Consider the following 24,178-nt stretch of genomic DNA (forward strand, 5'->3'; position numbering starts at 1 on the left):
TTCCGACAGGCATTAAAAAGGGAAGCCACGGCTTCCCTTCGTATAACGCCGTCAGGCTTATAGAACCTGAACAATCGCCTTTGTTACCGCACCGATGTTCGACTGGTTCAACGCCGCCACACAGATACGCCCGGTGTCCAGCGCGTAAATACCAAACTCGGTGCGCAAGCGGGTGACTTGCTCCACGGTCAGGCCCGAGTAGGAGAACATCCCACGCTGGCGGCCGACGAAGCTGAAGTCGTGGCCCGGAGCAGCCTTGGCCAGCTCGGCCACCATTTGCTCACGCATGCCACGGATGCGCAGGCGCATTTCGGCCAGCTCGGCTTCCCACTGGGCACGCAGTTCAGGGTTGTTCAGCACCGCCGCCACGATCGCTGCGCCGTGGGTCGGCGGGTTGGAGTAGTTGGTGCGGATCACGCGCTTGACCTGGGACAGGATGCGCGCGCTTTCTTCCTTGGACTCGCTGACGATCGACAGTGCGCCCACGCGTTCGCCATACAGGGAGAACGACTTGGAGAACGAGCTGGAGACAAAGAAGGTCAGGCCGGATTCCGCGAACAGGCGCACGGCAGCGGCGTCTTCGTGGATGCCGTCGCCAAAGCCCTGGTAAGCCATATCGAGGAACGGCACCAGGTTCTTGGCCTTGACCACGTCCAGCACTTGCTGCCAGTCAGCCGGGCTCAGGTCGACGCCGGTCGGGTTGTGGCAGCAGGCGTGCAGCACCACGATGGACTGCGGCGGCAGGGCGTTGAGGTCTTCGAGCAGGCCGGCACGGTTCACGTCGTGGGTGGCGGCGTCGTAGTAGCGGTAGGTCTGCACCGGGAAACCGGCTTTTTCGAACAGTGCCTGGTGGTTTTCCCAGCTGGGGTCGCTGATGGCAACCACGGCATTGGGCAGCAGTTGCTTGAGGAAGTCGGCGCCGATTCTCAGGGCACCGGTACCGCCGACGGCTTGCGCGGTGATGACGCGGCCGGCGCCCAGCAGTGGCGAATCAGCGCCAAACAGCAGTTTTTGCACGGCCTGGTCGTAGGCCACGATGCCGTCGATCGGCAAGTAGCCACGGGCAGCGTGTTGCGCCACGCGAATGGCTTCCGCTTCGGCAACGGCACGCAGGAGTGGAATCTTCCCCTCCTCGTTGCAGTAAACGCCCACGCCAAGGTTGACCTTGGTGGTTCGTGTATCGGCGTTGAATGCTTCGTTGAGGCCCAGGATAGGATCGCGTGGTGCCATTTCGACAGCGGAGAACAGGCTCATTTTTGCGGCAGCTCTATGGGGGAAAGGAGGGACGTGTCGCGCTCCAGCCGAATGCACTAGAGCGGTGCACAAACGGGGAGCTAGTATAGAGGCCATCACGCCTGAGGGCGACAGCCGAAACGGCTTTTCGGCCAAGTTTTTCGGTTTATTTGCCGACCGTTAGTCTTATTGCAACATTGGGGGGAAGGGCCATGTAGGAGGATTACCTTGAAACCCATCACATTCGCCACCACTTCTACAGCTATCATGGTTTTTTCCTGCAACCTGCGATGAGAATTCGCGGGTTGCTGAGCTATTTCGTCCTCGGCGGTTGTCAGCCTGGGGTGACTTGAAAGAGGTACGTTATGTCGGATTTCCAGCTCGTCACCCGCTTTGAACCCGCCGGCGACCAGCCCGAAGCGATTCGCTTGATGGTCGAAGGCATCGAGGCCGGCCTGGCGCACCAGACGCTGCTCGGGGTGACCGGTTCGGGCAAGACCTTCAGCATTGCCAACGTGATCGCGCAGGTGAACCGCCCGACCTTGGTGCTGGCGCCGAACAAGACCCTGGCCGCGCAATTGTATGGCGAGTTCAAGGCGTTCTTCCCGAACAACGCGGTGGAGTACTTCGTTTCCTATTACGACTACTACCAGCCCGAAGCCTACGTGCCGTCCTCCGATACCTTTATCGAGAAGGATGCGTCGATCAACGACCATATCGAGCAGATGCGGTTGTCGGCGACCAAGGCGCTGCTGGAGCGCAAGGACGCGATCATCGTTACCACGGTGTCGTGCATCTACGGCCTGGGCAGCCCGGAAACCTACTTGAAGATGGTGCTGCACGTCGATCGCGGTGACAAACTTGACCAGCGTGAACTGCTGCGTCGCCTGACGAGCCTGCAATACACACGCAACGACATGGACTTTGCCCGCGCCACCTTTCGCGTGCGCGGCGATGTGATCGACATCTACCCGGCCGAATCTGACCTGGAAGCGATCCGCATCGAGCTGTTTGACGATGAAGTCGAGAGCCTGTCGGCGTTCGACCCGTTGACCGGCGAGGTGATCCGCAAACTGCCGCGCTTCACCTTTTATCCGAAAAGCCACTATGTGACCCCGCGCGAGACGTTGATGGGCGCCATCGAGGGCATCAAGGTCGAGTTGGCCGAGCGCCTTGAGTACCTGCGCGCCAACAATAAGCTGGTGGAAGCCCAGCGCCTTGAACAGCGCACCCGCTTCGACCTGGAGATGATCCTCGAGTTGGGCTACTGCAACGGCATCGAAAACTACTCGCGCTACCTCTCGGGCCGCGAATCCGGGGCGCCGCCGCCGACCCTCTACGACTACCTGCCGCCCGATGCGCTGCTGGTGATCGACGAATCCCACGTCAGCGTGCCGCAAGTGGGCGCCATGTATAAGGGCGACCGCTCGCGCAAGGAAACCTTGGTGGAATACGGTTTCCGCCTGCCGTCGGCGCTGGATAACCGGCCGATGCGCTTCGATGAGTGGGAAAGTATCAGCCCCCAGACCATTTTCGTGTCGGCGACACCGGGGAACTACGAGGCCGAGCATGCCGGCCGCGTGATCGAGCAACTGGTGCGCCCGACAGGCCTGGTGGACCCACAGATCGAAATCCGCCCGGCGTTGACCCAGGTTGACGATCTGCTCTCGGAAATCACCAAGCGCGTGGCCCTGGAAGAGCGGGTGCTGGTCACCACGCTGACCAAGCGCATGTCCGAAGACTTGACCGACTACCTGGCCGACCACGGCGTACGGGTGCGTTACCTGCACTCGGACATCGACACCGTGGAGCGCGTGGAGATCATCCGCGACCTGCGCCTGGGCACCTTCGATGTATTGGTGGGGATCAACCTGCTGCGTGAGGGCCTGGATATGCCCGAGGTGTCGCTGGTGGCGATCCTGGATGCGGACAAGGAGGGCTTCCTGCGCTCCGAGCGTTCGCTGATCCAGACCATCGGCCGTGCGGCGCGTAACCTCAATGGTCGGGCGATTCTCTATGCCGATCGTATTACCGGCTCCATGGAGCGGGCGATCGGCGAGACCGAGCGCCGCCGCGACAAGCAGATCGCCTTTAACCTGGCCAACGGCATTACGCCCAAGGGCGTGTTCAAGGACGTCGCCGACATCATGGAAGGTGCCACCGTGCCTGGCTCGCGCAGCAAAAAGCGCAAGGGCATGGCCAAGGCTGCCGAGGAAAGCGCCAAGTACGAAAACGAACTGCGCTCGCCGAGCGAGATCACCAAGCGGATTCGCCAGCTGGAAGAGAAGATGTACCAGCTGGCGCGGGATCTGGAGTTCGAGGCAGCGGCGCAGACGCGCGATGAGATCGGCAAGTTGCGTGAGCGGTTACTGACGGTCTGATTTGCGCTGACTCAACCGGCCTCATCGGGGCAAGCCCCCTCCCACATTTGACTGCATTCTCATGCTGAGAACCTGTCCGGTGTGGGAGGGGGCTTGCCCCCGATGGCCGCGCCTCGGTTTTCCAGAAATCACCCAGGCTGTTACCATTCGCCCCTTGTTTCAATTTTCAGTTATATCGCCCATTCGAGACCTGCCATGACCACCGTCCGCACGCGCATCGCGCCATCGCCTACTGGGGATCCCCACGTCGGTACTGCCTACATCGCCTTGTTCAACTACTGCTTTGCCAAGCAGCACGGCGGTGAATTCATCCTGCGGATCGAAGACACCGATCAACTGCGTTCGACCCGTGAGTCGGAACAGCAGATTTTCGATGCCCTGCGCTGGTTGGGCATTACCTGGTCAGAAGGCCCGGACGTCGGCGGCCCGCATGGCCCGTACCGTCAGAGCGAGCGCAGCGACATCTACAAGCAGTACACCCAGCAATTGGTCGACATGGGCCATGCGTTCCCTTGTTTCTGCACCGCCGAAGAGCTCGATCAGATGCGCGCCGAGCAGCAGGCGCGCGGTGAAACGCCACGTTACGACGGCCGTGCGCTGTTGTTGTCGAAAGAAGAAGTGGCCCGGCGCCTGGCGGCTGGCGAGCCCCATGTGATTCGCATGAAGGTGCCGAGCGAAGGCGTGTGCGTGGTGCCGGACATGTTGCGCGGTGACGTCGAGATCCCGTGGGACCGCATGGACATGCAAGTGCTGATGAAGACCGACGGCTTGCCGACGTACTTCCTGGCCAACGTTGTCGATGACCACCTGATGGGTATCACCCACGTGCTGCGCGGTGAGGAATGGCTGCCGTCGGCGCCGAAGTTGATCCTGCTCTACGAATACTTCGGCTGGGAACAACCGCAGCTGTGCTACATGCCGCTGCTGCGTAACCCGGACAAGAGCAAGCTGTCCAAGCGCAAGAACCCCACCTCGGTGACGTTCTACGAGCGCATGGGCTTTATGCCCGAAGCCATGCTCAACTACCTGGGCCGCATGGGTTGGTCGATGCCGGACGAGCGCGAGAAGTTCTCGTTGCAGGAAATGGTCGACAACTTCGACCTGTCCCGCGTTTCGCTGGGCGGGCCGATCTTCGATATCGAGAAATTGTCGTGGCTCAATGGCCAGTGGCTGCGTGACCTGCCGGTGGAAGAGTTCGCCAGCCGCGTGCAGCAGTGGGCGTTGAACCCCGAATACATGATGAAGATCGCACCGCTGGTGCAGGGCAGGGTGGAGACGTTCAGCCAGGTCGCACCGTTGGCCAGCTTCTTCTTTGCCGGTGGCGTGAGCCCGGATGCCAAGCTGTTTGAATCCAAGAAGCTTTCCGGTGACCAGGTTCGCCAGTTGATGCAGTTGATCCTGTGGAAGCTCGAAAGCCTGCGCCAGTGGGAGAAGGAGGCGATTACCGCGACGATTCAGGCGGTGGTTGAATCCCTCGAACTGAAATTGCGCGACGCCATGCCGCTGATGTTCGCCGCGATCACCGGCCAGGCCAGTTCGGTGTCGGTGCTTGATGCGATGGAAATTCTTGGCCCGGACCTGACGCGTTTCCGTCTACGCCAAGCCCTTGATTTGCTTGGTGGTGTGTCGAAGAAAGAAAACAAGGAATGGGAAAAGCTGCTGGGCGCTATCGCCTGAGTCAGCTGCTGTAGCGGCCAAACCCCGGTTTTCCGGGGTTTGTCTGGTAAGTGATTGTTATCCCGGCAAAAATTTTTAGAAATTGTTGAAAATAAATTTGACACCTTTCTAAAGCGCCATTAAGATTCGCCCCGTCCTCACCGATGAGGGGCTATAGCTCAGCTGGGAGAGCGCTTGCATGGCATGCAAGAGGTCAACGGTTCGATCCCGTTTAGCTCCACCAATTTACAGGTCCAAGGTTCCGGCCACACCGTCCTTGGATCGATCAGGTCTGGTTTCAAGATCAGCCTGGTCAGTTGTACAGAAGGTTTGTGTCCCCTTCGTCTAGTGGCCTAGGACACCGCCCTTTCACGGCGGTAACAGGGGTTCGAGTCCCCTAGGGGACGCCAGTTTCAACAAGCAGTTCGAAAGGTCTGCTGCGCCGCCAGGCGAAAAATCGGGGCTATAGCTCAGCTGGGAGAGCGCTTGCATGGCATGCAAGAGGTCAACGGTTCGATCCCGTTTAGCTCCACCAATTTACAGGTCCAAGGTTCCGGCCACACCGTCCTTGGATCGATCAGGTCTGGTTTCAAGATCAGCCTGGTCAGTTGTACAGAAGGTTTGTGTCCCCTTCGTCTAGTGGCCTAGGACACCGCCCTTTCACGGCGGTAACAGGGGTTCGAGTCCCCTAGGGGACGCCACGATTACCCGCTTTGCGGGATTTTTAAGGGTCATTCAATTATTGAATGGCCCTTTTGTTTGTCTGGCGTTTGGGTTTCTGCCCTCTGGCCTGTTCTATTTGCCCTGACTCTTATTCCAACGTTTTGCAGGCGGCCGGTTCGGACGGGCGGTCATGCTTCTCGCTTGCGAAATATTATTATGGTAATAATATTCAACCCATGAACGACGGAGGCACACGATGAGCGATAAAAAAGCGCAAACCCGCGAACGCATTCTGCAGGCCGCCAGTGCCGCGTTGGTCCAGCGTGGCCCGGCCGAGCCGAGCGTGGGGGAAGTCATGGGCGCGGCGGGGCTGACGGTGGGTGGGTTTTACGCGCATTTTGAAAGCAAGGATGCGCTGATGCTGGAGGCCTTCAGTCAACTGCTGGCCCAGCGTCGAGCTTCGATCGACGACATGGACGAGCAACTGACCGGTGAAGAGCGTCGTGCGCTGGTGGCCGCGTTCTACCTGTCGCGCAAACACCGCGACTCTACGGCCAAAGCCTGCCCCATCCCGGCGACGGTGGGCGAGATGAGCCGCCTGCCGGACGAATTTCGCCAGGTGCTCAATGAGCATGTGGAGTTGATGGCTGCACAGTTGGCCGCCAGCCCGGAAGATACCGACAAAGCCTTGGCAGACATGGCCTTGATGATTGGTGGCCTGGCCCTGGCTCGTGCGCTTGGGCCGGGTGAATTGTCGGATCGTGTATTGCGTGCTGCCAAGTCGGCAGTGCGCTGAAAAGGGGGTTGCATAATGGGCGCATTCACATGGATTCGTAGCGTCAACGGCACCTTGGGGCGCCTGGCGCCGCACACGGTGGCCAGTAAAATGCGTCGGGTCTTCATGACCCCGCGAGACCTGCCGCCGCGTGATTGGGAATTGCCGCTGCTGGCCCAGTCGGAGCGCATCACCTTGCGTTTCGGCCTGTCGGCGCTGCGTTGGGGCCAAGGGCCGGCGGTGTTGCTGATGCACGGTTGGGAAGGGCGGCCGACGCAATTCGCCAGCTTGATCACGGCGTTGGTGGGCAACGGCTATTCGGTGATTGCCCTCGATGGCCCGGCCCATGGTCGTTCGCCGGGGCGTGAGGCCCATGTGCTGTTGTTCGCCCGCGCCATGCTGGAGGCGGCGGCCGAGTTGCCGCCCTTGCACGCGGTGGTCGGCCATTCCATGGGCGGCGCCAGTGCGATGCTGGCGGTGCAGTTGGGGTTGCGCACTGAAGCGCTGGTGAGCATTGCGGCGCCGTCGCGCTTCCTGGATGTGCTGCGCGGCTTTGCCGGAATGGTCGGTTTGCCGTCGCGGGCCCGCTCGGCGTTTATCCAGGAAGTGGAACTGACGTTCGGCATGCCGCTCAAGCACTTGGATGTCGCCCACTACCAGATGAATATCCCTGGCCTGATCGTTCACGCCGAAGACGATACCTTCGTTCCGGTCAACGCCTCGCAAGCTATCCATGACGCCTGGTTCGACAGCCGCCTGCTGCGCCTGGAACACGGCGGGCACCAGAAAGTTCTGGCTGATCCGCGTGTGATCGAAGGCGTGCTGGATCTGTTGGCAGGCCGTCGTTTACAGGAGCGCCAGACCGCCTGATACACTGCCGTGCCGACATCAATCGACTGGAGCAAGGCATGGGCTGGGATTTGGCAACGCCGTTTATCATCGACCTGCAGGTGGCCCCTGAGGACATTGACGGCCTGGGGCACGCCAACAACGCGGTGTACGTCGCCTGGCTGGAACGCTGCGCCTGGCGCCACTCCCAGCGCCTGGGGCTGGACCTGACCGAGTATCGTCGCCTGGACCGTGCCATGGCCGTGGTGCGCCATGAGATCGATTACCTGGCGGCCGGCTATGAGGGCGACGAGCTGCAACTGGCGACCTGGATCGTCGATTGGGACCAGCGCCTGAAAATGACCCGGCGCTTCCAGCTCGTCCGGCCCCGTGACGGCGCGACCTTGCTGCGCGCGCAAACCACCTTCGTCTGCATTGAACTGTCCACGGGCAAGCCCAAGCGTATGCCGACAGAGTTTCTCGACGGTTATGGCCCCGCCCTGACAGGGGGTTAACGGTTGCGCTGGGAAACCCAGTAAACTGCGCCACGATTTTTGTTGAGTGTTTTCCATGCAAATTGCCTTGGCGCCCATGGAGGGGTTGGTCGACAACATCCTGCGGGACGTGTTGACCCGCGTGGGCGGTATCGACTGGTGCGTGACCGAATTCATCCGCGTCAACGACCGCCTGCTCACCCCCGCCTATTTCCATAAGCTCGCTCCGGAACTGCTGCAAGGCGCCCATACGGCTGCCGGTGTGCCGCTGCGTGTGCAATTGCTTGGCTCCGACCCGGTGTGCCTGGCCGAAAACGCAGCCCTGGCCTGCGAGCTCGGTTCGCAAGTGATCGACCTGAACTTCGGCTGTCCGGCCAAGACCGTCAATAAGTCGCGCGGCGGTGCGGTGCTGCTCAAGGAGCCGGAGCTGCTCAATCAGATCGTCGAGCACGTACGCCGAGCAGTTCCTGCTCATATCCCGGTGACCGCCAAGATGCGTCTGGGCTTCGACAGCCCGGACGGCGCGTTGGTGTGCGCCACTGCCCTGGCCGAAGGTGGCGCGGCGCATATCGTGGTGCATGCGCGCACCAAGACCGATGGCTACAAGCCCCCGGCCCATTGGGAGTGGATCCCGCGGGTGCAGGACGTGGTCAAGGTGCCGGTGTTCGCCAACGGGGATATCTGGAGCGTCGAAGACTGGAAGCGTTGCCGCGAAGTCAGCGGCGCTGAAGACATCATGCTCGGTCGTGGCCTGGTAGCGCGCCCTGACCTGGCTCGGCAGATTGCCGCGGCGCGGGCGGGCGAAGACGTGGTGGAAATGACTTGGGCGCAGTTGCAGCCCTTGCTTCAGGACTTCTGGGTCCAGTCGGTCGCCCAGTTGACCGAACGCCAGGCGCCGGGCCGTTTGAAGCAGTGGCTGGCGATGCTGACGCGTAATTACCCCGAAGCTGTCGAGCTGTTTACGGCCCTGCGCCGCGAGACCGGGTTGGAGCAGGTGAGTCGCCTGCTGAATATGCCCCATCCTGAGTCATGCAGTAACGCTTGAGTGTTTGTTGAGGACCGCTGGGGCCACGCGTCAGCGTTTATTGTATTTCAACGTAAATGCTCCGTACCGAAAAGTACGGGGCATTTTGTGTTTGTGGGCGGTAGGGATTCACTCGGTACCCCCAGCGGTAGTGGGGTATTTGGGTGAGGGAGAGGGTGTTTCAATATTAGGCGGTAACATTGAGTAAAGTGCACGGTATTCCAGATTCAAAATAAAATGGCATGTAAGGTTTTTTGTGTTTTTCATTTTTTTAATGTGAATGAATGATTGGGTTGCTTGATGTTATTCCCGTGGACGCGGAATAACACAATAGACGGTGTTGTGGTCTCTGGAATTATGTCGGTGATTGACGTGTTGCGCGGTTTATTAGCGTGTGTGTCCTGTAAGGGCATGTCGGGCCCGTTTGATACGCGGCATTCCTCTGGAAGTCATGGGGAAAAGTCTGAAGATTCAGTTTGGTTTCCTTATATGAAGCGCGATTTCAGGAACTCGATGGCGTGATGTTCCACGAATGTAATGACTGTGAAGCAACGCCGTTGTTCGCAGCCCCTACAGACTATCGCTTCCCTGGCCAATTAACGTACGTCAGGCCGCGCTGAATAAGGAACTTGCTAATGTCGCTATCGATCAATAACTCCCCCTTTGTCAATGTTGATAAGTCGGTCTATGACCGTAGCCCAGCTTCAGCCGATGTCAATAAAAGTGCGCTGCCTGCCAAGGCAGATACTCGGGCGCCGGTTCGCAGTGACTGTTTCCAAGTTGCGCCCAATAACGTGATAGTCAATGGCGGTGCACTCACCAAGTTGTTTGACATGTTTGATATGGTCTTCAGGGCCATGCGCGAGGTGCTTTCCGGAAGAAACATAGCCGCTGATGTACTGCCCCAGTCGGGGCAATTGCCGGGCGTTAAGCCGGACGCGCGCCAGCTGCCTGTGACCCCTGACAAGGGCAACCTGCCGTTGAAACCACAGCAGCGCGACTTGCCAGGCGTGAAGCTGCCGATGGAGCCTCGGTACGTTGATCCGGCATGGGTGCGGCCTGACGAGCACGAGCACGAGCCGCATGAGGAACTGGTTTTACCTCCCCACATCAGCGTGAACAACGATGCCAAGGCCAATGTGCATGTGAACGTGAACGTCGGCCATTGCCATTGCCCGGATACGCAGTCGTTACCGGACGGCGGGTTGAAGCCGCGGGTGCTGCCGGACGTGCCCAAGCCCGTCGTGGAGCCCAGGCTGAATGTGAAACCCTGGGTAACGCCCCGCCCCAAGCCCGAGGTCAAGCCAGGCGTAACGCCAAGCCCACGGCCTGAGGTCGAGCTGAATGTGAAACCCTGGGTAACGCCCCGCCCCAAGCCCGAGGTCAAGCCAGGCGTAACGCCAAGCCCACGGCCTGAGGTCGAGCTGAATGTGAAACCCTGGGTAACGCCCCGCCCCAAGCCCGAGGTCAAGCCAGGCGTAACGCCAAGCCCACGGTCTGAGGTCAAGCTGAACATGAACCCCGACACAACACCCAGCCCGAAGCCTGAAGTCCAGTCGGATGTAAAACCCAACGTAACGCCGACGCCTGAGGTCACGCCACAGCCGGCACCTCCTGTTACCCCGGACTTAACCAGCCCAGCCCCTACGGATAATCGATTCGACCCAAGGAGTTGGCGGTTCGCGCCGCGTCCGAAGTTCATGTCCTGACCTGACTTACTTGATCTCGATACTTTGAATAGAGCGCGTACTTCCTGAACTTAACCGTTTAGCGAAGTACCTGCTCGTGGAGGGCTGCATGTCGTGTTGTTCAATTAATAATATTGCGCGTGTCGGGGATATGCGCCAGGTACTGCCTACGGATTCTCTGAGTGTCAGTAATGACTCAACCCCGCCATCCACTAGTGCCGGGCAGGGTGTTCGTTTCGCGCCCACTGCGCAGGGAAGTACGATGGGAGTGGGTGATAATTCAGACGCTATCCAGACTATGGTGGCGCTGTTTTCCTCATTTTTTACTCAACTGATTAACCTGCTATCGGATAGAAAAGACAAAACAGTCCCCGATATACCGCCTCCGCGCCCCGAGGTGGCACCGCGAGTGGTACCAGAACCTGTGGCGCCACGGCCGGCGCCAGCGGTGTATATCCCAGGCCTTTCGAATAAGCGAAACGGCGCCAAGCCGGACAATATCTGGAGCGGATTTCGCCAGGGGCCCGACGGCAACTGTGTGACGGTATCGGCCATCAAGGCGGCGATGTATCGATTCGGCCAAAGCCCCACGGATATTTTCAAAGAGGTGCAAAAAACGGGCGATGGTTATCACGTGGTCATGCGTGATGACTTCCGGCTTACCCTGAGTGATCGTGAATTGATTGAAGGTGCGCGGGGCGCGAAGTTTGCCGGTACCGACAGAGGCATGCTTCAGGATGCGCAGTTTCTCTTCGCCGTCAGTGCCAAGCGGGCACAGATGGAAAACAACGATCGCACGGCGGGCCGCAGTTATCAGGCTGCGATCCGCAGTTTGAATGATGGCGAGGATGAGACCGGGCCTGGGGAGGGGTTTTTGCGACTGGGATTAAGGAAACACATGAAGCGCGTCCACGTCAGTGAACTCGCTCGCGGCCAACTGGGGATGTGCAATCGAACCGGGCATTCGGTGGCGGTCATCAATGGGCGGGAGGAGTTATGGGGCAGCCCGGGCTGGGCGCCAACCCACGGTGATGCTGTAGCGCTTATGTGACTGACGTGAATGGAAGAACGCAGCAGCCCTCTGGGGCGTACTCGATCAACGCTGGGGTGGTGTGCGTGCGTCCTGGCTGCGCGTTCTGCGGTTTAGATAAACATCAGGAATCCAGTGGATGAATATCTCGGTATTGGCTCGTCCGGTGACCCCGATGGGTGTGCAAGGCCAGGGCTTGTCGGAATCTTCTTCGAAGCATGCAGGGGAAAAGCCCGCCGACATCGCCCGGGCATTTAACGCGACGCAACGTCGGTTCGGTGAGCATTTTGATTGCAGCAGCCATGCGGCGGTCATCAAGTTGATGATGATGACCTTCGGACAACATCCTGCCGGGATGTTCAACGAGGTCAAGCGTTCAGGTGATGGCTATGAAGTCACGATGAAGGATGAATTCAAGGTTCGTCTTTCGCGCCAGGAAATGGAACAGGCGGCGCAGGCCTCACGCTTTGCCGGTGAGGACGACGGTGCGGTCAGGGATGCCAACTTTGTGTTCGCCGCCTTTGTGAAACGCAAGCAGATGACCCAAGGCTACTCGACGTTTGGCGCGGCCTTGTCAACGACCGTCGAGGGCGAGACGCTCAAGCGGTGTTTGCAGGGCATGGGGGTGTACGGCCTTTCGCAGTTTGTCTCGTCGAACGACATGAAGCTCAACGGGGCGGTGGGCGTCATGCAGACGCATGACTTTGGTGCCGTGTTAGTCAAAGAGGGGGGCAGGCATCAGGACTACGGGTATGTATTGTTTGACGATAGGAAACCGCTGCGCAGCGATGCCCAGGCGGTGTCCCATGAGGGCGAAAACCCGTCGCCTGGGCAAATCTGGGAGGGGTTCTATCAAGGTGCGGAAGGTAATTGCGTCACCGTTTCAGCGATCAAGGCGGCCCTGATGCGCTTCGGGCAGGACTCCCAGGGTATCTATAAGCACATTCACCTCACCCCGGATGGCTTTGACGTGACCATGCGGGATTCCTTCAGGCTGCAATTGAGCCATGATGAAGTCAGCCAGGCGACACAAGCCTCGAACTTTCGTGGCGCCCACCCGCAATTGCTGAGCTATGCGAACTTTTTGTACGCCGTCAGCGCCAAGCGCGCGCAATTGGAGAATAACGATTCGCGCGCCGGGCAGGGTTATGCGGTGGCTTTGGAAACCCTCAACGACGGGGAAACACCAGGGGAGGCGCTGCGGCGTCTCGGGCTGTTTGGCTATATGCGCGAAAGTACTGTTGAGGAGCTGGCGAACGGTGCGATCGGTACCCTGGCGGACCGTTTCCATTCGGTCGCGGTGGTCAACGGTGCGGTTGACTACTATGGGCAAAAACACCGCCTGGCGTCATCGCGATGGATGAATACCGGGTTGCGGGCCTTGAAGCTGGCGTGAGGGCTATTCCAGCAACCGTCTGAACGCTTCGATCGGCAATGGCCGGCTGTGCAAATACCCTTGGAACAAATGGCACCCCAGCTTTTGCAGGAACGCCAGTTGCTCCGCGGTCTCCACCCCTTCGGCGATGACTTCCAGGTTCAGGCTGCGGGCCATGGCCACGATGGCACGGATGATTTCCGCGTCGTTGGGGTCGTGGGTGGCATCGCGGACAAAGGACTGATCGATCTTCAGCGCATCCACCGGCAGGCGCTTGAGGTAGGTCAGGGAGGAATAGCCGGTGCCGAAATCGTCCATGGCAAAGCTGACGCCGAGTTTTTTCAGGCGGCGCATCTTGGCCACGGTGTCTTCCAGGTTCTGGATCACGATGCCTTCGGTGATTTCCAGTTTCAGCAGGCTGTGGGGCAGTTGATGTTGCTTGAGGCTGTGCTCCACCCGTTCGACAAAATCGGCCTGGCGAAACTGCCGGGGGCTGATGTTCACGCACAGGCTGAAGTTCAGCGGGTCTACCAGACCTTCGGTAATCAGTTGCTGAAACGCGGCGCAGGCTTCATCGAGGATCCAGGTGCCCACTTCGAGGATCAGGCCACTGTCTTCCAGGACCTTGATAAATTCCGATGGCGACTGTGCGCCCAGCTGCGGATGCTGCCAGCGCACCAGGGCCTCGGCACCGACAATCTTGTTGCCGCGCGCATCCACCTGGGGCTGGTAATGCACGCTGAATTCGCCGCGTGACAGGGCCAGGCGCAGGTCGGTTTCCATGCGCAGCCGCTCGCTGGCGGTCTTCTGCATGCTGTTGTGGAACATCTGCGTGGTGTTGCGCCCGGAATCCTTGGCGCGATACAGGGCGATGTCGGCACGCTTGAGCAGGTCCGCCGGGGTCGAGCCATGGTCGGGAATCAGCGCTACGCCAATGCTTGGCGTGACTTGCAGCCGATGGCCGTCGAGGAACATCGGTTCCGAGAGCAGTTCGCGCAGGGTATCGGCCAGTTCCTGTACCTGGGCGCTGACTGCCGTGCGGGTGCCGTCCAGGCCGCTGAGCAGCACCACGAATTCATCGCCTCCCAGGCGCGCCACGGTGTCTTCCATGCGCACGCTGGCTTCCAGGCGGGCAGTGACGATTTTCAACACGGTGTCGCCCACCGGATGGCCGAGGGAGTCGTTGATGTGCTTGAAGTGATCGAGATCGAGAAACAGCAGGGCGCCGCGCAAATTATGGCGCTTGAGCAAGGCAATCTGTTGGCTCAGCCGGTCCATCAGCAAGGCGCGGTTGGGCAGGTTGGTCAGCGGGTCGTGATAGGCCAGGTGGCGAATCTGAGCCTGCGCATTTTTCAGCAGGCTCACGTCCCGAGCGGTCAGCAGCAGGCACGGGGTTTCATTGAGGGTGATCGGTTCGACCGACACTTCCACCGCCAATACCTCGCCGCGCTTGTTGTGCCAGAGCATTTCCAGGTGATGGATGCGGCCCTTGAGCTGCAATTCGGCCAGCAGCGCGGCGCGTTGTTTTTCATCGGCCCAGATGCCGATCTGGTAGAGCGTCAGGCCGATGGCTTCTTCGGCGCGAAAACCGGTCAGGCGGCAGAAGCCATCGTTGACTTCCACATAGCGGCCGGTGTCGCGCTCGGTGATGGAAATCGCGTCGGGGCTGGAGTGGAATGCCTTGGCGAATTTTTCTTCGCTGGCCTTCAGCGCGGCTTCCGAGCGTTGCTGCTGGGTGATGTCCCGCAGCGTCGTGACGATGCACGGCTGGTCGCCGACCTTGATCAGTCGGCTGGAAATCACGCACGTCAGGCTTTGGCCGTCCTTGTGGTGCACCACGATGGCGACATTGTTCAGCGCCTGATCGCGTATGACTTGTTCGATTCGTTGCAGGCGCTTGCTCGACTCATCCCACAGGCCGATTTGTTCGGCGCTCTTGTCGATCACCTCGGCGGCCGTGAAGCCAAAGGTCTGGGTGAAGGCCGGGTTGATTTCGATAAACGCGCCACTTTCCAGGCACGTGACGCAAATCGGGTCGGGGCTGGCCTGGAACAGGCTGGCGAATTTTTCTTCGGAGGCGGTCAGCCGTTGTTCGCGCTCGACCTGGTCGGTGATATCCAGCAGGGTGCCGGCCATGCGCAGCGGAGCGCCTTTTTCGTCGCGGTACAGGCGTGCGCGGCTTTCCAGGTAGCGTGAGCTGCCGTCTTCCAGTTGCACGCGGTAAGTCAGTTGATAATTGCCGGCCGGGCCTTCGCGCAGGGTGCGGTAGGCGTTGCGCATGTTCTCGCGCTCTTCCTTGGGCATGCCCTCGAAAAATGCCTCGAAGGATTCATGGAAGGGCTCGGCCGGCAGGCCATGCAGCTGGGCGGCACGGGCTGAGCCGTAGAGCATGCCGCTGGGGATATGCCAATCCCAGGTGCCCAACTGGGCCGAGTCCAGCGCCAGGTCGAGGCGTTCCTGGCTGTCCTTGAGGGCCTGCTCGGCGTTTTTGCGTTCGGTGGTGTCGAGGAAGGTGCTGAGCAAATAGGCCTCGCCCTCCAGCTCGACCTTTTGCGCGCTGAGGGTGCCATCGTGGATCTGTCCACTGCTGGCGCAGAACTGTACTTCCATGGTGATGGGTTCACCTTTGCGCTGGGTCGCCTTGACCAGTTGCGCGCGTTGCTCGGGATGGCGCCACAGGCCCAGTTCCAGGGTGGTGCGGCCTATCGCTTCGGCCAATGGCCAGCCGAACAGCATCTGGAAATACTGGTTGGCCTCGCTGATCAGGCCATCCGACTGGCGGGTCAGCAGGACCATGTTCGGGCACAGGTGAAACAGCGTCGCGAAGCGTTTTTCGGAGTGGCTGAGGGCGTGTTCCCGTTCGCGTTGGCGGGTGGTCTCGCGGATCACCCCGATCATGCGGCGCCGGCCGGCCTTGTCCGGTGCCAGGCTGCCGTTGATCTCCAGCCAGTGGTGGCTGCCATCCGGCCATTGGATGTGGTGGTGCATGGCCTGTTCGAACGGCTCGCCGGCCAGCACCGCGTGGAAGGCCCGAACGACCCGGGCGCGATCCTGCGGTGCCAGCAGGTCAAGGTAATCCACGTCCCTGGGCAGCGGCTGGTGGGGGTCGAAGCCAAACAGCGCCTGGGTGCCTCGGGACCAACTGATCCGGCCGGTTTCGATTTCCCAGCACCACGCTCCCAGCCGTGCGGCGTTCAGAGCTGCCAGCAACTGCGGAGCGCTGTCCCAGCTTCGTTCCGCTTCTTGAGGGTCAAGGGCGTAGATGCGGGGGAGGGGTGGCACGGAATCGATGGGGTTGCGCATTATCAAAGGGCCTTGGCTCGATGGGCAAACAGCGCGGGTTTAGTCAGGCCTTGAGGCCGCACAGTGTCATGCCGATGCTCCTGGCAGATCGACTTGTGCATCCAGCAGGCTCATGAACGCCCGCGCAGCGTTCGACAGCGTCCTTTCAGTGTGCACGATATAGCCTAGCTGGCGACTGAGTTGTATGCCCGGCAAAGCGATACTTGCCACCTGGTCATCGAGCATTGTACGCGGCAGCACGCTCCAGGCCAGGCCAATGGAAACCATCATCTTGATGGTTTCCAGGTAGTTAGTGCTCATGGCGATGTTTGGCGTCAGGCCCTGGGCCTCGAACAAACGGCTGACAATATGATGGGTAAAGGTATTGCCGCCGGGAAAGACCGCCGGGTGCCCGGCGATATCGGCCAGGTTGACCGGGCCGTTGCTGATCAGGCTGTGCTCCGGTGCCACCACGAAATCCAGCGGGTCGTCCCACACAGGAGTGGCGCGCACCAGGTTGTGGGGGGCGGGCGCCAGGGTGATCACCGCCACTTCGGCGCGACCGTGCAGAATTTCATCGTAAGCGACCTCCGAATCGAGAAACTGGATGTCCAGTGCCACGTTCGGGTACGTGCGGGTGAACGTGCGCAATACCGGCGGCAGGCGGTGCAGGCCGATATGGTGGCTGGTGGCCAAGGTGAGGCGCCCGCTGACTTCGCCGGTGAGGTTGGTGAGGGCGCGGCGGGTGTCGTCCAGCACGTTGAGAATCTGATAAGCGCGCGGCAGCAGGGCGCGGCCGGCCTCGGTCAGGCCGACTTCACGGCCCAGGCGATCGAATAAACGCACCTTCAATTGCTGTTCCAGGCCGGCGATGCGCTTGCTGATGGCCGGTTGGGTCAGGTGCAGGCGTTCACCAGCGCCGGAGAAGCTGCCGGTCTCGGCGATGGCAATAAAGGCATTGAGGTTGGCCAGGTCCATTGTTGTATTCCAGTTGGTAATCCAAAGCATAAAAAATATGAATTTGAGTTATTTAATGTAGCGCCATACCATCAGCCTCACAAGCCAAAGGGTTATTGAATGTCTCAAGACCCGGGGCATAGAAATACCGCTGATGAGGACCGACTGATGGCCGGCAAAACGCTTTACGACAAGCTTTGGGATTCCCATGAAGTGAAACGGCGCGACGATGGCTCGTCGCTGATCTATATCGACCGTCACATCATCCATGAAGTGACCTCGCCCCAAGCGTTCGAAGGCCTGCGGCTGGCCGGGCGCAAGCCCTGGCGCGTCGACTCCATCATCGCCACCCCGGACCACAACGTGCCGACCACCCCGGAACGCAAGGGCGGGATCGACGCCATTGTCGACACGGTGTCGCGTTTGCAGGTACAGACCCTCGACGATTACTGCGACGAATATGGCATCACCGAATTCAAGATGAATGACGTGCGTCAAGGGATCGTTCACGTGATTGGCCCGGAGCAGGGCGCCACCTTGCCGGGCATGACCGTGGTCTGCGGCGACTCCCACACCTCGACCCACGGTGCGTTCGGCGCCTTGGCCCATGGCATCGGCACCTCCGAGGTGGAACATGTGTTCGCCACCCAGTGCCTGGTCGCCAAAAAAATGAAGAACATGTTGGTGAAGGTCGAAGGCAAGTTGCCGTTCGGCGTCACCGCCAAGGACATCGTGCTCGCGGTGATCGGCAAGATCGGCACCGCCGGCGGTAACGGCCATGCCATCGAGTTCGCCGGCAGCGCCATTCGCGACCTGTCCATCGAAGGCCGCATGACCATCTGCAATATGTCCATCGAAGCCGGTGCCCGTGTGGGGATGGTGGCGGCGGACGAAAAAACCATCGAATACGTCAAAGGTCGTCCATTCGCCCCGAAAGGCGCTGATTGGGACGCGGCTGTCGAAGCCTGGAAAGACCTGGTCTCCGATGCCGATGCGGTGTTCGACACCGTGGTCGAGTTGGACGCTGCCCAGATCAAGCCGCAAGTCAGCTGGGGCACCTCGCCGGAAATGGTCCTGGCCGTCGACCAGAACGTGCCGGACCCGGCGCAGGAAGCCGACCTGGTCAAGCGTGGCTCCATCGAGCGTGCATTGAAGTACATGGGCTTGAAAGCCAACCAGGCGATCACCGACATCCAGTTGGATCGCGTGTTTATCGGCTCCTGCACCAACTCGCGGATCGAAGACCTGCGCGCTGCGGCGGTGATCGCCAAGGGCCGTAAAGTCGCCTCGACCATCAAGCAAGCCATCGTGGTGCCGGGGTCGGGCCTGGTCAAGGCGCAAGCCGAAGCGGAAGGCTTGGACAAGATCTTCCTCGACGCCGGTTTTGAATGGCGTGAGCCGGGCTGCTCGATGTGCCTGGCGATGAACCCGGACCGCCTGGAGTCCGGCGAGCATTGCGCGTCCACCTCCAACCGTAACTTTGAAGGGCGCCAGGGCGCCGGTGGTCGTACCCACCTGGTCAGCCCGGCCATGGCCGCCGCGGCTGCCGTCAACGGTCGTTTCATCGACGTTCGCGAATTGATCTGAGGAATACCCGATGAGAGCTTTTACCCAACACACAGGCCTTGTCGCGCCGTTGGACCGTGCCAACGTGGACACCGACCAGATCATCCCCAAGCAGTTCTTGAAGTCGATCAAGCGCACCGGTTTCGGCCCTAACCTGTTCGACGAGTGGCGCTACCTGGACGTGGGCTACGCCTACCAGGACAACTCCAAGCGCCCGTTGAACAAGGACTTCGTGCTCAACGCCGAGCGCTACCAGGGCGCCAGCGTGCTGCTGGCCCGCGAGAACTTCGGCTGCGGCTCCAGCCGTGAGCACGCGCCGTGGGCCCTGGAAGAATATGGCTTTCGCAGCATCATCGCGCCGAGCTATGCCGACATCTTCTTCAACAACAGCTTCAAGAACGGCCTGTTGCCGATCATCTTGAGCGATGCGGAAGTGGATGAGCTGTTCAAAGCGGTGGAAGCCGATGTGGGTTATCAGTTGACCATTGACCTGGCCGCGCAAACCGTGACCCGCCCGGACGGCAAGGTGTATCACTTTGAAGTCGATGCGTTCCGCAAGCACTGCCTGCTCAACGGCCTGGACGATATCGGCCTGACCTTGCAGGACGGCGATGCGATTGCGGCGTTTGAAGCCAAGCACCGGGCGAGCCAGCCATGGTTGTTTCGTGACGCCTGAATTGATGTAGGCAGGACCGGCCTCATCGGGGGCAAGCCCTCTCCCACATTTGGAATGCGTTCCCCTGTGGGAGGGGGCTTGCCCCCGATAGGGCCGGTACTAGCAACACAACCCTTGAAGGATGCCACCATGACCAACACCGCCCACACCCAAGTCGTGCAAAAACAATTCGGCGAACAAGCCTCTGCCTACCTGAGCAGTGCCGTGCACGCCCAAGGCACCGAATTCGCGTTGCTCCAGGCCGAACTGGCCGGGCAGGGCGCTGCGCGACTGCTGGACCTGGGTTGCGGTGCCGGTCACGTGAGTTTCCATGTGGCCCAGCTGGTCAAGGAAGTGGTGGCCTACGACCTGTCCCAGCAGATGCTCGACGTGGTGGCAGCCGCTGCCAAGGATCGCGGCCTGGGCAACATCAGCACCGTGCACGGCGCTGTCGAGCGCCTGCCGTTTGCCGATGGCGAATTCGACTTCGTGTTCAGCCGCTATTCGGCGCACCATTGGAGTGACCTCGGCCTGGCCCTGCGCGAAGTCCGCCGGGTGCTCAAACCGGGCGGCGTGGCGGCGTTTGTCGACGTCTTGTCACCGGGCAGCCCGCTGTTGGACACTTACCTGCAAACCGTCGAAGTGCTGCGCGATACCAGCCACGTGCGCGATTATTCCGCCGCCGAGTGGATGCGCCAGCTCAGCGAAGCCGGCTTGCATGTGCGCAACAGCAGTCGCCAGCGCCTGCGCCTGGAATACAGCTCATGGGTCGAGCGCATGCGCACGCCACCGGCCTTGCGTGCTGCGATCCTGCAACTGCAGCAGGCAATGGGCCAGGAAGTGCGCGATTACTACGAAATTCAGGCCGACGGCACCTTCAGCACCGACGTACTGGTGGTCTGGGCCGAACGCTGATTATTTTTCCCGACCTGCCCACGGGCGGGTCGCTTGATGAAATGAGGAACGCATGAGCAAGCAGATTCTGATTCTCCCTGGCGACGGTATTGGCCCGGAAATCATGGCCGAAGCGGTCAAGGTCCTGGAACTGGCCAACACCAAGTACAGCCTGGGCTTCGAATTGAGCCACGACGTGATCGGCGGCGCGGCCATCGACAAGCACGGCGTGCCTCTGGCCGATGAAACCCTGGACCGCGCCCGTGCGGCCGACGCTGTGCTGCTCGGCGCCGTGGGTGGCCCGAAATGGGACAAGATCGAGCGTGATATCCGCCCTGAGCGCGGCCTGCTGAAGATCCGTGCGCAACTGGGCCTGTTCGGCAACCTGCGCCCGGCGATTCTCTACCCGCAACTGGCCGACGCTTCCAGCCTCAAGCCGGAAGTGGTGGCGGGCCTGGATATCCTGATCGTGCGTGAGCTGACCGGCGGTATCTACTTCGGCTCGCCACGTGGCGTGCGTGAGTTGGAAAATGGTGAGCGTCAGGCCTACGACACCCTGCCGTACAGCGAGAGTGAAATCCGCCGTATCGCCCGTGTCGGTTTCGACATGGCCCGTGTGCGCGGCAAGAAAATTTGCTCGGTGGACAAGGCCAACGTCCTGGCGTCCAGCCAACTGTGGCGCGAAATCGTTGAAGAAGTGGCCAAGGACTACCCGGACGTTGAACTGAGCCACATGTACGTCGACAACGCCGCCATGCAACTGGTGCGCGCGCCGAAGCAGTTTGACGTGATCGTTACCGACAACCTGTTCGGCGACATCCTGTCCGACCAGGCCTCGATGCTCACCGGTTCCATCGGCATGCTGCCGTCGGCGTCCCTGGACACCCACAACAAGGGCATGTACGAGCCATGCCACGGGTCGGCACCGGACATCGCCGGCCAGGGTATCGCCAACCCGTTGGCGACCATTTTGTCGGTGTCGATGATGCTGCGCTACAGCTTCAACCAGGGCATTGCGGCGGACGCGATCGAGAAGGCGGTGAGCCTGGTGCTGGACCAAGGCCTGCGCACGGGCGACATCTGGTCGCAGGGTTGCACCAAAGTCGGTACGCAAGAAATGGGCGACGCAGTAGTCGCCGCGTTGCGGAATCTGTAATCTCTCGGGCCCGCTTGCAGTTGTTGCTGCAAGGCGGCCCACTTTTTAACAAGGTGTAGTTGCGATGAAACGTGTAGGTCTGATCGGTTGGCGCGGTATGGTCGGTTCCGTGCTCATGCAGCGGATGCTGGAAGAGCAGGATTTCGATCTTATCGAGCCGGTGTTTTTCACCACCTCGAACGTGGGTGGCCAAGGGCCGTCCGTGGGCAAGGATATTGCCCCGCTCAAGGACGCCTACAGCATTGACGAGCTCAAAACCCTCGACGTGATCCTGACCTGCCAGGGTGGCGACTACACCAGCGAAGTCTTCCCCAAGCTGCGCGACGCCGGCTGGCAGGGTTATTGGATCGACGCCGCGTCGAGCCTGCGCATGCAGGACGACGCCGTGATCATCCTTGACCCGGTCAACCGCAAGGTCATCGACCAGCAGCTGGACGCAGGTACCAAGAACTACGTCGGTGGCAACTGCACTGTCAGCCTGATGCTGATGGGCCTGGGCGGCTTGTTCGAAGCCGGCCTGGTCGAGTGGATGAGCGCCATGACGTATCAGGCAGCCTCCGGTGCCGGCGCGCAGAACATGCGTGAGCTGATCAAGCAGATGGGCGCGACCCACGCGGCGGTCGCCGATCAACTGGCCGATCCGGCCAGCGCGATCCTCGACATCGACCGCCGCGTGGCCGAAGCCATGCGCAGCGACGCGTACCCGACCGAGAACTTCGGCGTGCCGTTGGCTGGCAGCCTGATCCCGTGGATCGACAAAGAGCTGCCGAACGGCCAGAGCCGTGAAGAGTGGAAGGCCCAGGCCGAAACCAACAAGATCCTCGGCCGCTTCAAGAGCCCGATCCCGGTGGATGGCATCTGCGTACGCATCGGCGCCATGCGCTGCCACAGCCAGGCGCTGACCATCAAGCTGAACAAAGACGTGCCGATCGCCGATATCGAAGGGCTGATCAGCCAGCACAACCCTTGGGTCAAGCTGGTGCCGAACAACCGCGACATCAGCATGCAGGAGCTGAGCCCGACCAAGGTCACCGGCACCCTGAATGTACCGGTGGGCCGTCTGCGCAAGTTGAACATGGGCACCCAGTACCTGGGCGCGTTTACCGTCGGCGACCAACTGCTGTGGGGCGCGGCCGAGCCGCTGCGTCGCATGCTGCGGATCCTGCTGGAGCGTTGATCGCCTGAGGCAATACAAGAAACCCGCGACTGGTGACAGGCGCGGGTTTTTTGTTGTTCTTTCGGGCGCTATCGGGGGCAAGCCCCCTCCCACATTCGACCGAATTCCAACGTTGAAATGCTGTTCACTGTGGGAGGGGGGCTTGCCCCCGATAGCATCATCAGCCCACCACCAGCCCCAGCTTAATTGCCTGCCCCCCCAAGCACCCGGTAAAGTGCCGCTCCCCCCGCAATGCCCGAGGCAGCCTCCATGACCCAGACCTTTGATATCGCCGTGATCGGCGCCACCGGCACCGTTGGCGAAACCCTGGTACAGATTCTCGAAGAGCTGAATTTCCCGGTCGGCGTCCTGCATCTGTTAGCGGGCAGCAATTCTGCCGGTGCGTCGGTGCCGTTTCGTGGCAAGAACGTGCGCGTGCGCGAAGTCGATGAGTTCGATTTCAGCAAGGCGCAACTGGCCTTCTTCGCGGCCGGTCCGGCGGCGACACTGAGCTTTGCGCCGCGTGCCACGGCGGCCGGATGTTCGGTGATCGACCTGTCGGGAGCCTTGCCCGCCGATCAGGCACCCCAGGTGGTGCCGGAGGCCAATGCCCACGTGCTCGAGGGTCTGAAAGCGCCATTCCAGCTGAGCAGCCCGAGCCCGTCCGCGACCAACCTCGCCGTCGTCCTGGCGCCGTTGCGCGGTTTGCTGGATATCCAGCGGGTCGCCGTCACCGCCAACCTGGCGGTCTCGGCCCAAGGCCGTGAAGCGGTCAGCGAACTGGCCCGGCAAACCGCCGAGCTGTTGAATGTGCGCCCGCTGGAGCCGCAGTTCTTTGATCGGCAGATGGCCTTCAACCTGCTGGCACAAGTCGGCAAGCCAGACGCCCAAGGTCATACGGCCTTGGAGAAACGTCTCGTACACGAACTGCGTGCCGTGCTGGAAACTCCTTTGCTAAAGATTTCCGCAACTTGCGTTCAAGCCCCGGTGTTTTTTGGCGATAGCCTGACTGTGTCCTTGCAATTGGGCGCGCCGGTCGATCTTGCCGCCGTTAACCGTGTGCTTGAAGCGGCACCGGGCATCGAGCTGGTGGAAGAGGGTGATTACCCGACTGCCGTGGGCGATGCGGTGGGTCAGGATGTGGTGTATGTAGGACGGGTTCGCGCCGGTGTGGACGATCCGGCGGAACTTAATTTGTGGCTGACGTCAGATAACGTACGCAAAGGCGCCGCCCTGAATGCCGTGCAACTGGCGCAGTTGTTGATAAAAGGCCTTGTGTAAAAGATACTTGGCGGCAATTTGTAGATTGATTCTAACCAGGCGCTATGCTTGGCCCCAAGCAGGAACAGAAGCGCGTCGGTGACC

General features: G+C 60.7%; 18 protein-coding genes and 4 tRNA genes. 19 read left to right on the top strand and 3 right to left on the bottom strand.

Annotated elements, in window-relative coordinates; all coding sequences use genetic code 11:
* Positions 1-57: 57 nt before the first annotated feature.
* Positions 58-1,254 (bottom strand): amino acid aminotransferase, encoded by a 1,197-nt coding sequence (locus A7317_RS19490; RefSeq protein ID WP_069076639.1) that lies wholly within the window; start codon positions 1,252-1,254, stop codon positions 58-60.
* A gap of 344 nt (positions 1,255-1,598) precedes the next feature.
* On the opposite strand from A7317_RS19490, the gene uvrB reads away from it, so the two are divergent.
* The 13 genes from uvrB to A7317_RS19555 all read left to right on the top strand — a co-directional run bounded on the left by uvrB (position 1,599) and on the right by A7317_RS19555 (position 13,168).
* Positions 1,599-3,614 carry an excinuclease ABC subunit UvrB gene (uvrB, locus tag A7317_RS19495; protein ID WP_024076520.1) on the top strand — a complete coding sequence of 672 codons (2,016 nt, stop codon included), beginning with the start codon at positions 1,599-1,601 and terminating at the stop codon, positions 3,612-3,614.
* 195 nt (positions 3,615-3,809) lie between these two features.
* A complete protein-coding gene (gene gltX / locus A7317_RS19500; protein ID WP_024076519.1) occupies positions 3,810-5,291 on the top strand; it encodes a glutamate--tRNA ligase in 1,482 nt (493 codons plus the stop codon).
* Positions 5,292-5,438: 147 nt separating this feature from the next.
* Positions 5,439-5,514: transfer RNA gene (locus A7317_RS19505), tRNA-Ala, on the top strand.
* 90 nt (positions 5,515-5,604) lie between these two features.
* Positions 5,605-5,680, top strand: a tRNA-Glu gene (locus A7317_RS19510).
* A gap of 49 nt (positions 5,681-5,729) precedes the next feature.
* Positions 5,730-5,805 (top strand) — tRNA-Ala (locus A7317_RS19515).
* 90 nt (positions 5,806-5,895) lie between these two features.
* Positions 5,896-5,971 (top strand) — tRNA-Glu (locus A7317_RS19520).
* A 218-nt stretch (positions 5,972-6,189) separates the two neighbouring features.
* A complete protein-coding gene (locus A7317_RS19525) occupies positions 6,190-6,729 on the top strand; it encodes a TetR/AcrR family transcriptional regulator (protein ID WP_069076640.1) in 540 nt (179 codons plus the stop codon).
* A gap of 15 nt (positions 6,730-6,744) precedes the next feature.
* A complete protein-coding gene (locus A7317_RS19530) occupies positions 6,745-7,578 on the top strand; it encodes an alpha/beta hydrolase (protein WP_024076517.1) in 834 nt (277 codons plus the stop codon).
* Positions 7,579-7,616: 38 nt separating this feature from the next.
* Positions 7,617-8,051 carry an acyl-CoA thioesterase gene (locus A7317_RS19535; protein WP_024076516.1) on the top strand — a complete coding sequence of 145 codons (435 nt, stop codon included), beginning with the start codon at positions 7,617-7,619 and terminating at the stop codon, positions 8,049-8,051.
* Positions 8,052-8,106: 55 nt separating this feature from the next.
* A complete protein-coding gene (locus A7317_RS19540; RefSeq protein WP_024076515.1) occupies positions 8,107-9,075 on the top strand; it encodes a tRNA dihydrouridine synthase in 969 nt (322 codons plus the stop codon).
* A 614-nt stretch (positions 9,076-9,689) separates the two neighbouring features.
* Positions 9,690-10,763: a hypothetical protein gene (locus A7317_RS19545; RefSeq protein ID WP_069076641.1), complete on the top strand. Its 1,074-nt coding sequence runs from the start codon at positions 9,690-9,692 to the stop codon at positions 10,761-10,763.
* Between the two features lie 241 nt (positions 10,764-11,004).
* Positions 11,005-11,793: a hypothetical protein gene (locus A7317_RS30175; RefSeq protein WP_227496816.1), complete on the top strand. Its 789-nt coding sequence runs from the start codon at positions 11,005-11,007 to the stop codon at positions 11,791-11,793.
* Positions 11,794-11,911: 118 nt separating this feature from the next.
* Complete coding sequence (locus A7317_RS19555; protein WP_069076643.1) at positions 11,912-13,168, top strand: hypothetical protein; 1,257 nt, start codon at positions 11,912-11,914, stop codon at positions 13,166-13,168.
* A gap of 3 nt (positions 13,169-13,171) precedes the next feature.
* Here the strand turns inward: A7317_RS19555 and A7317_RS19560 are convergent, their stop codons facing one another.
* Complete coding sequence (locus tag A7317_RS19560; RefSeq protein ID WP_069076644.1) at positions 13,172-16,450, bottom strand: EAL domain-containing protein; 3,279 nt, start codon at positions 16,448-16,450, stop codon at positions 13,172-13,174.
* Between the two features lie 66 nt (positions 16,451-16,516).
* On the bottom strand, positions 16,517-17,407 hold the full coding sequence (locus A7317_RS19565) for a LysR family transcriptional regulator (protein ID WP_024076510.1): 891 nt from the start codon (positions 17,405-17,407) through the stop codon (positions 16,517-16,519).
* A 147-nt stretch (positions 17,408-17,554) separates the two neighbouring features.
* Here A7317_RS19565 and leuC point away from each other — a divergent pair, with 147 nt between their 5' ends.
* The 6 genes from leuC (at position 17,555) to A7317_RS19595 (ending at position 24,094) form a co-directional block, all read left to right on the top strand.
* Positions 17,555-18,973, top strand: coding sequence for a 3-isopropylmalate dehydratase large subunit (gene leuC / locus A7317_RS19570; RefSeq protein WP_024076509.1), 1,419 nt, complete (start codon positions 17,555-17,557; stop codon positions 18,971-18,973).
* A 10-nt stretch (positions 18,974-18,983) separates the two neighbouring features.
* Positions 18,984-19,628, top strand: coding sequence for a 3-isopropylmalate dehydratase small subunit (gene leuD, locus A7317_RS19575; RefSeq protein WP_024076508.1), 645 nt, complete (start codon positions 18,984-18,986; stop codon positions 19,626-19,628).
* A gap of 129 nt (positions 19,629-19,757) precedes the next feature.
* Positions 19,758-20,522, top strand: a complete 765-nt coding sequence (locus A7317_RS19580; RefSeq protein WP_069076645.1) for a class I SAM-dependent methyltransferase — start codon at positions 19,758-19,760, stop codon at positions 20,520-20,522.
* A gap of 52 nt (positions 20,523-20,574) precedes the next feature.
* Positions 20,575-21,657, top strand: coding sequence for a 3-isopropylmalate dehydrogenase (gene leuB, locus A7317_RS19585; protein ID WP_024076506.1), 1,083 nt, complete (start codon positions 20,575-20,577; stop codon positions 21,655-21,657).
* Between the two features lie 64 nt (positions 21,658-21,721).
* Entirely contained in the window at positions 21,722-22,834 is a 1,113-nt protein-coding gene (gene asd / locus A7317_RS19590; protein ID WP_024076505.1) for an aspartate-semialdehyde dehydrogenase, read from the top strand.
* A gap of 249 nt (positions 22,835-23,083) precedes the next feature.
* Positions 23,084-24,094, top strand: a complete 1,011-nt coding sequence (locus A7317_RS19595; protein ID WP_024076504.1) for an aspartate-semialdehyde dehydrogenase — start codon at positions 23,084-23,086, stop codon at positions 24,092-24,094.
* The last annotated feature ends 84 nt before the right edge of the window (positions 24,095-24,178 follow it).

The sequence above is a fragment of the Pseudomonas fluorescens genome, assembly GCF_001708445.1.
GTDB lineage: Bacteria > Pseudomonadota > Gammaproteobacteria > Pseudomonadales > Pseudomonadaceae > Aquipseudomonas > Aquipseudomonas gorinensis.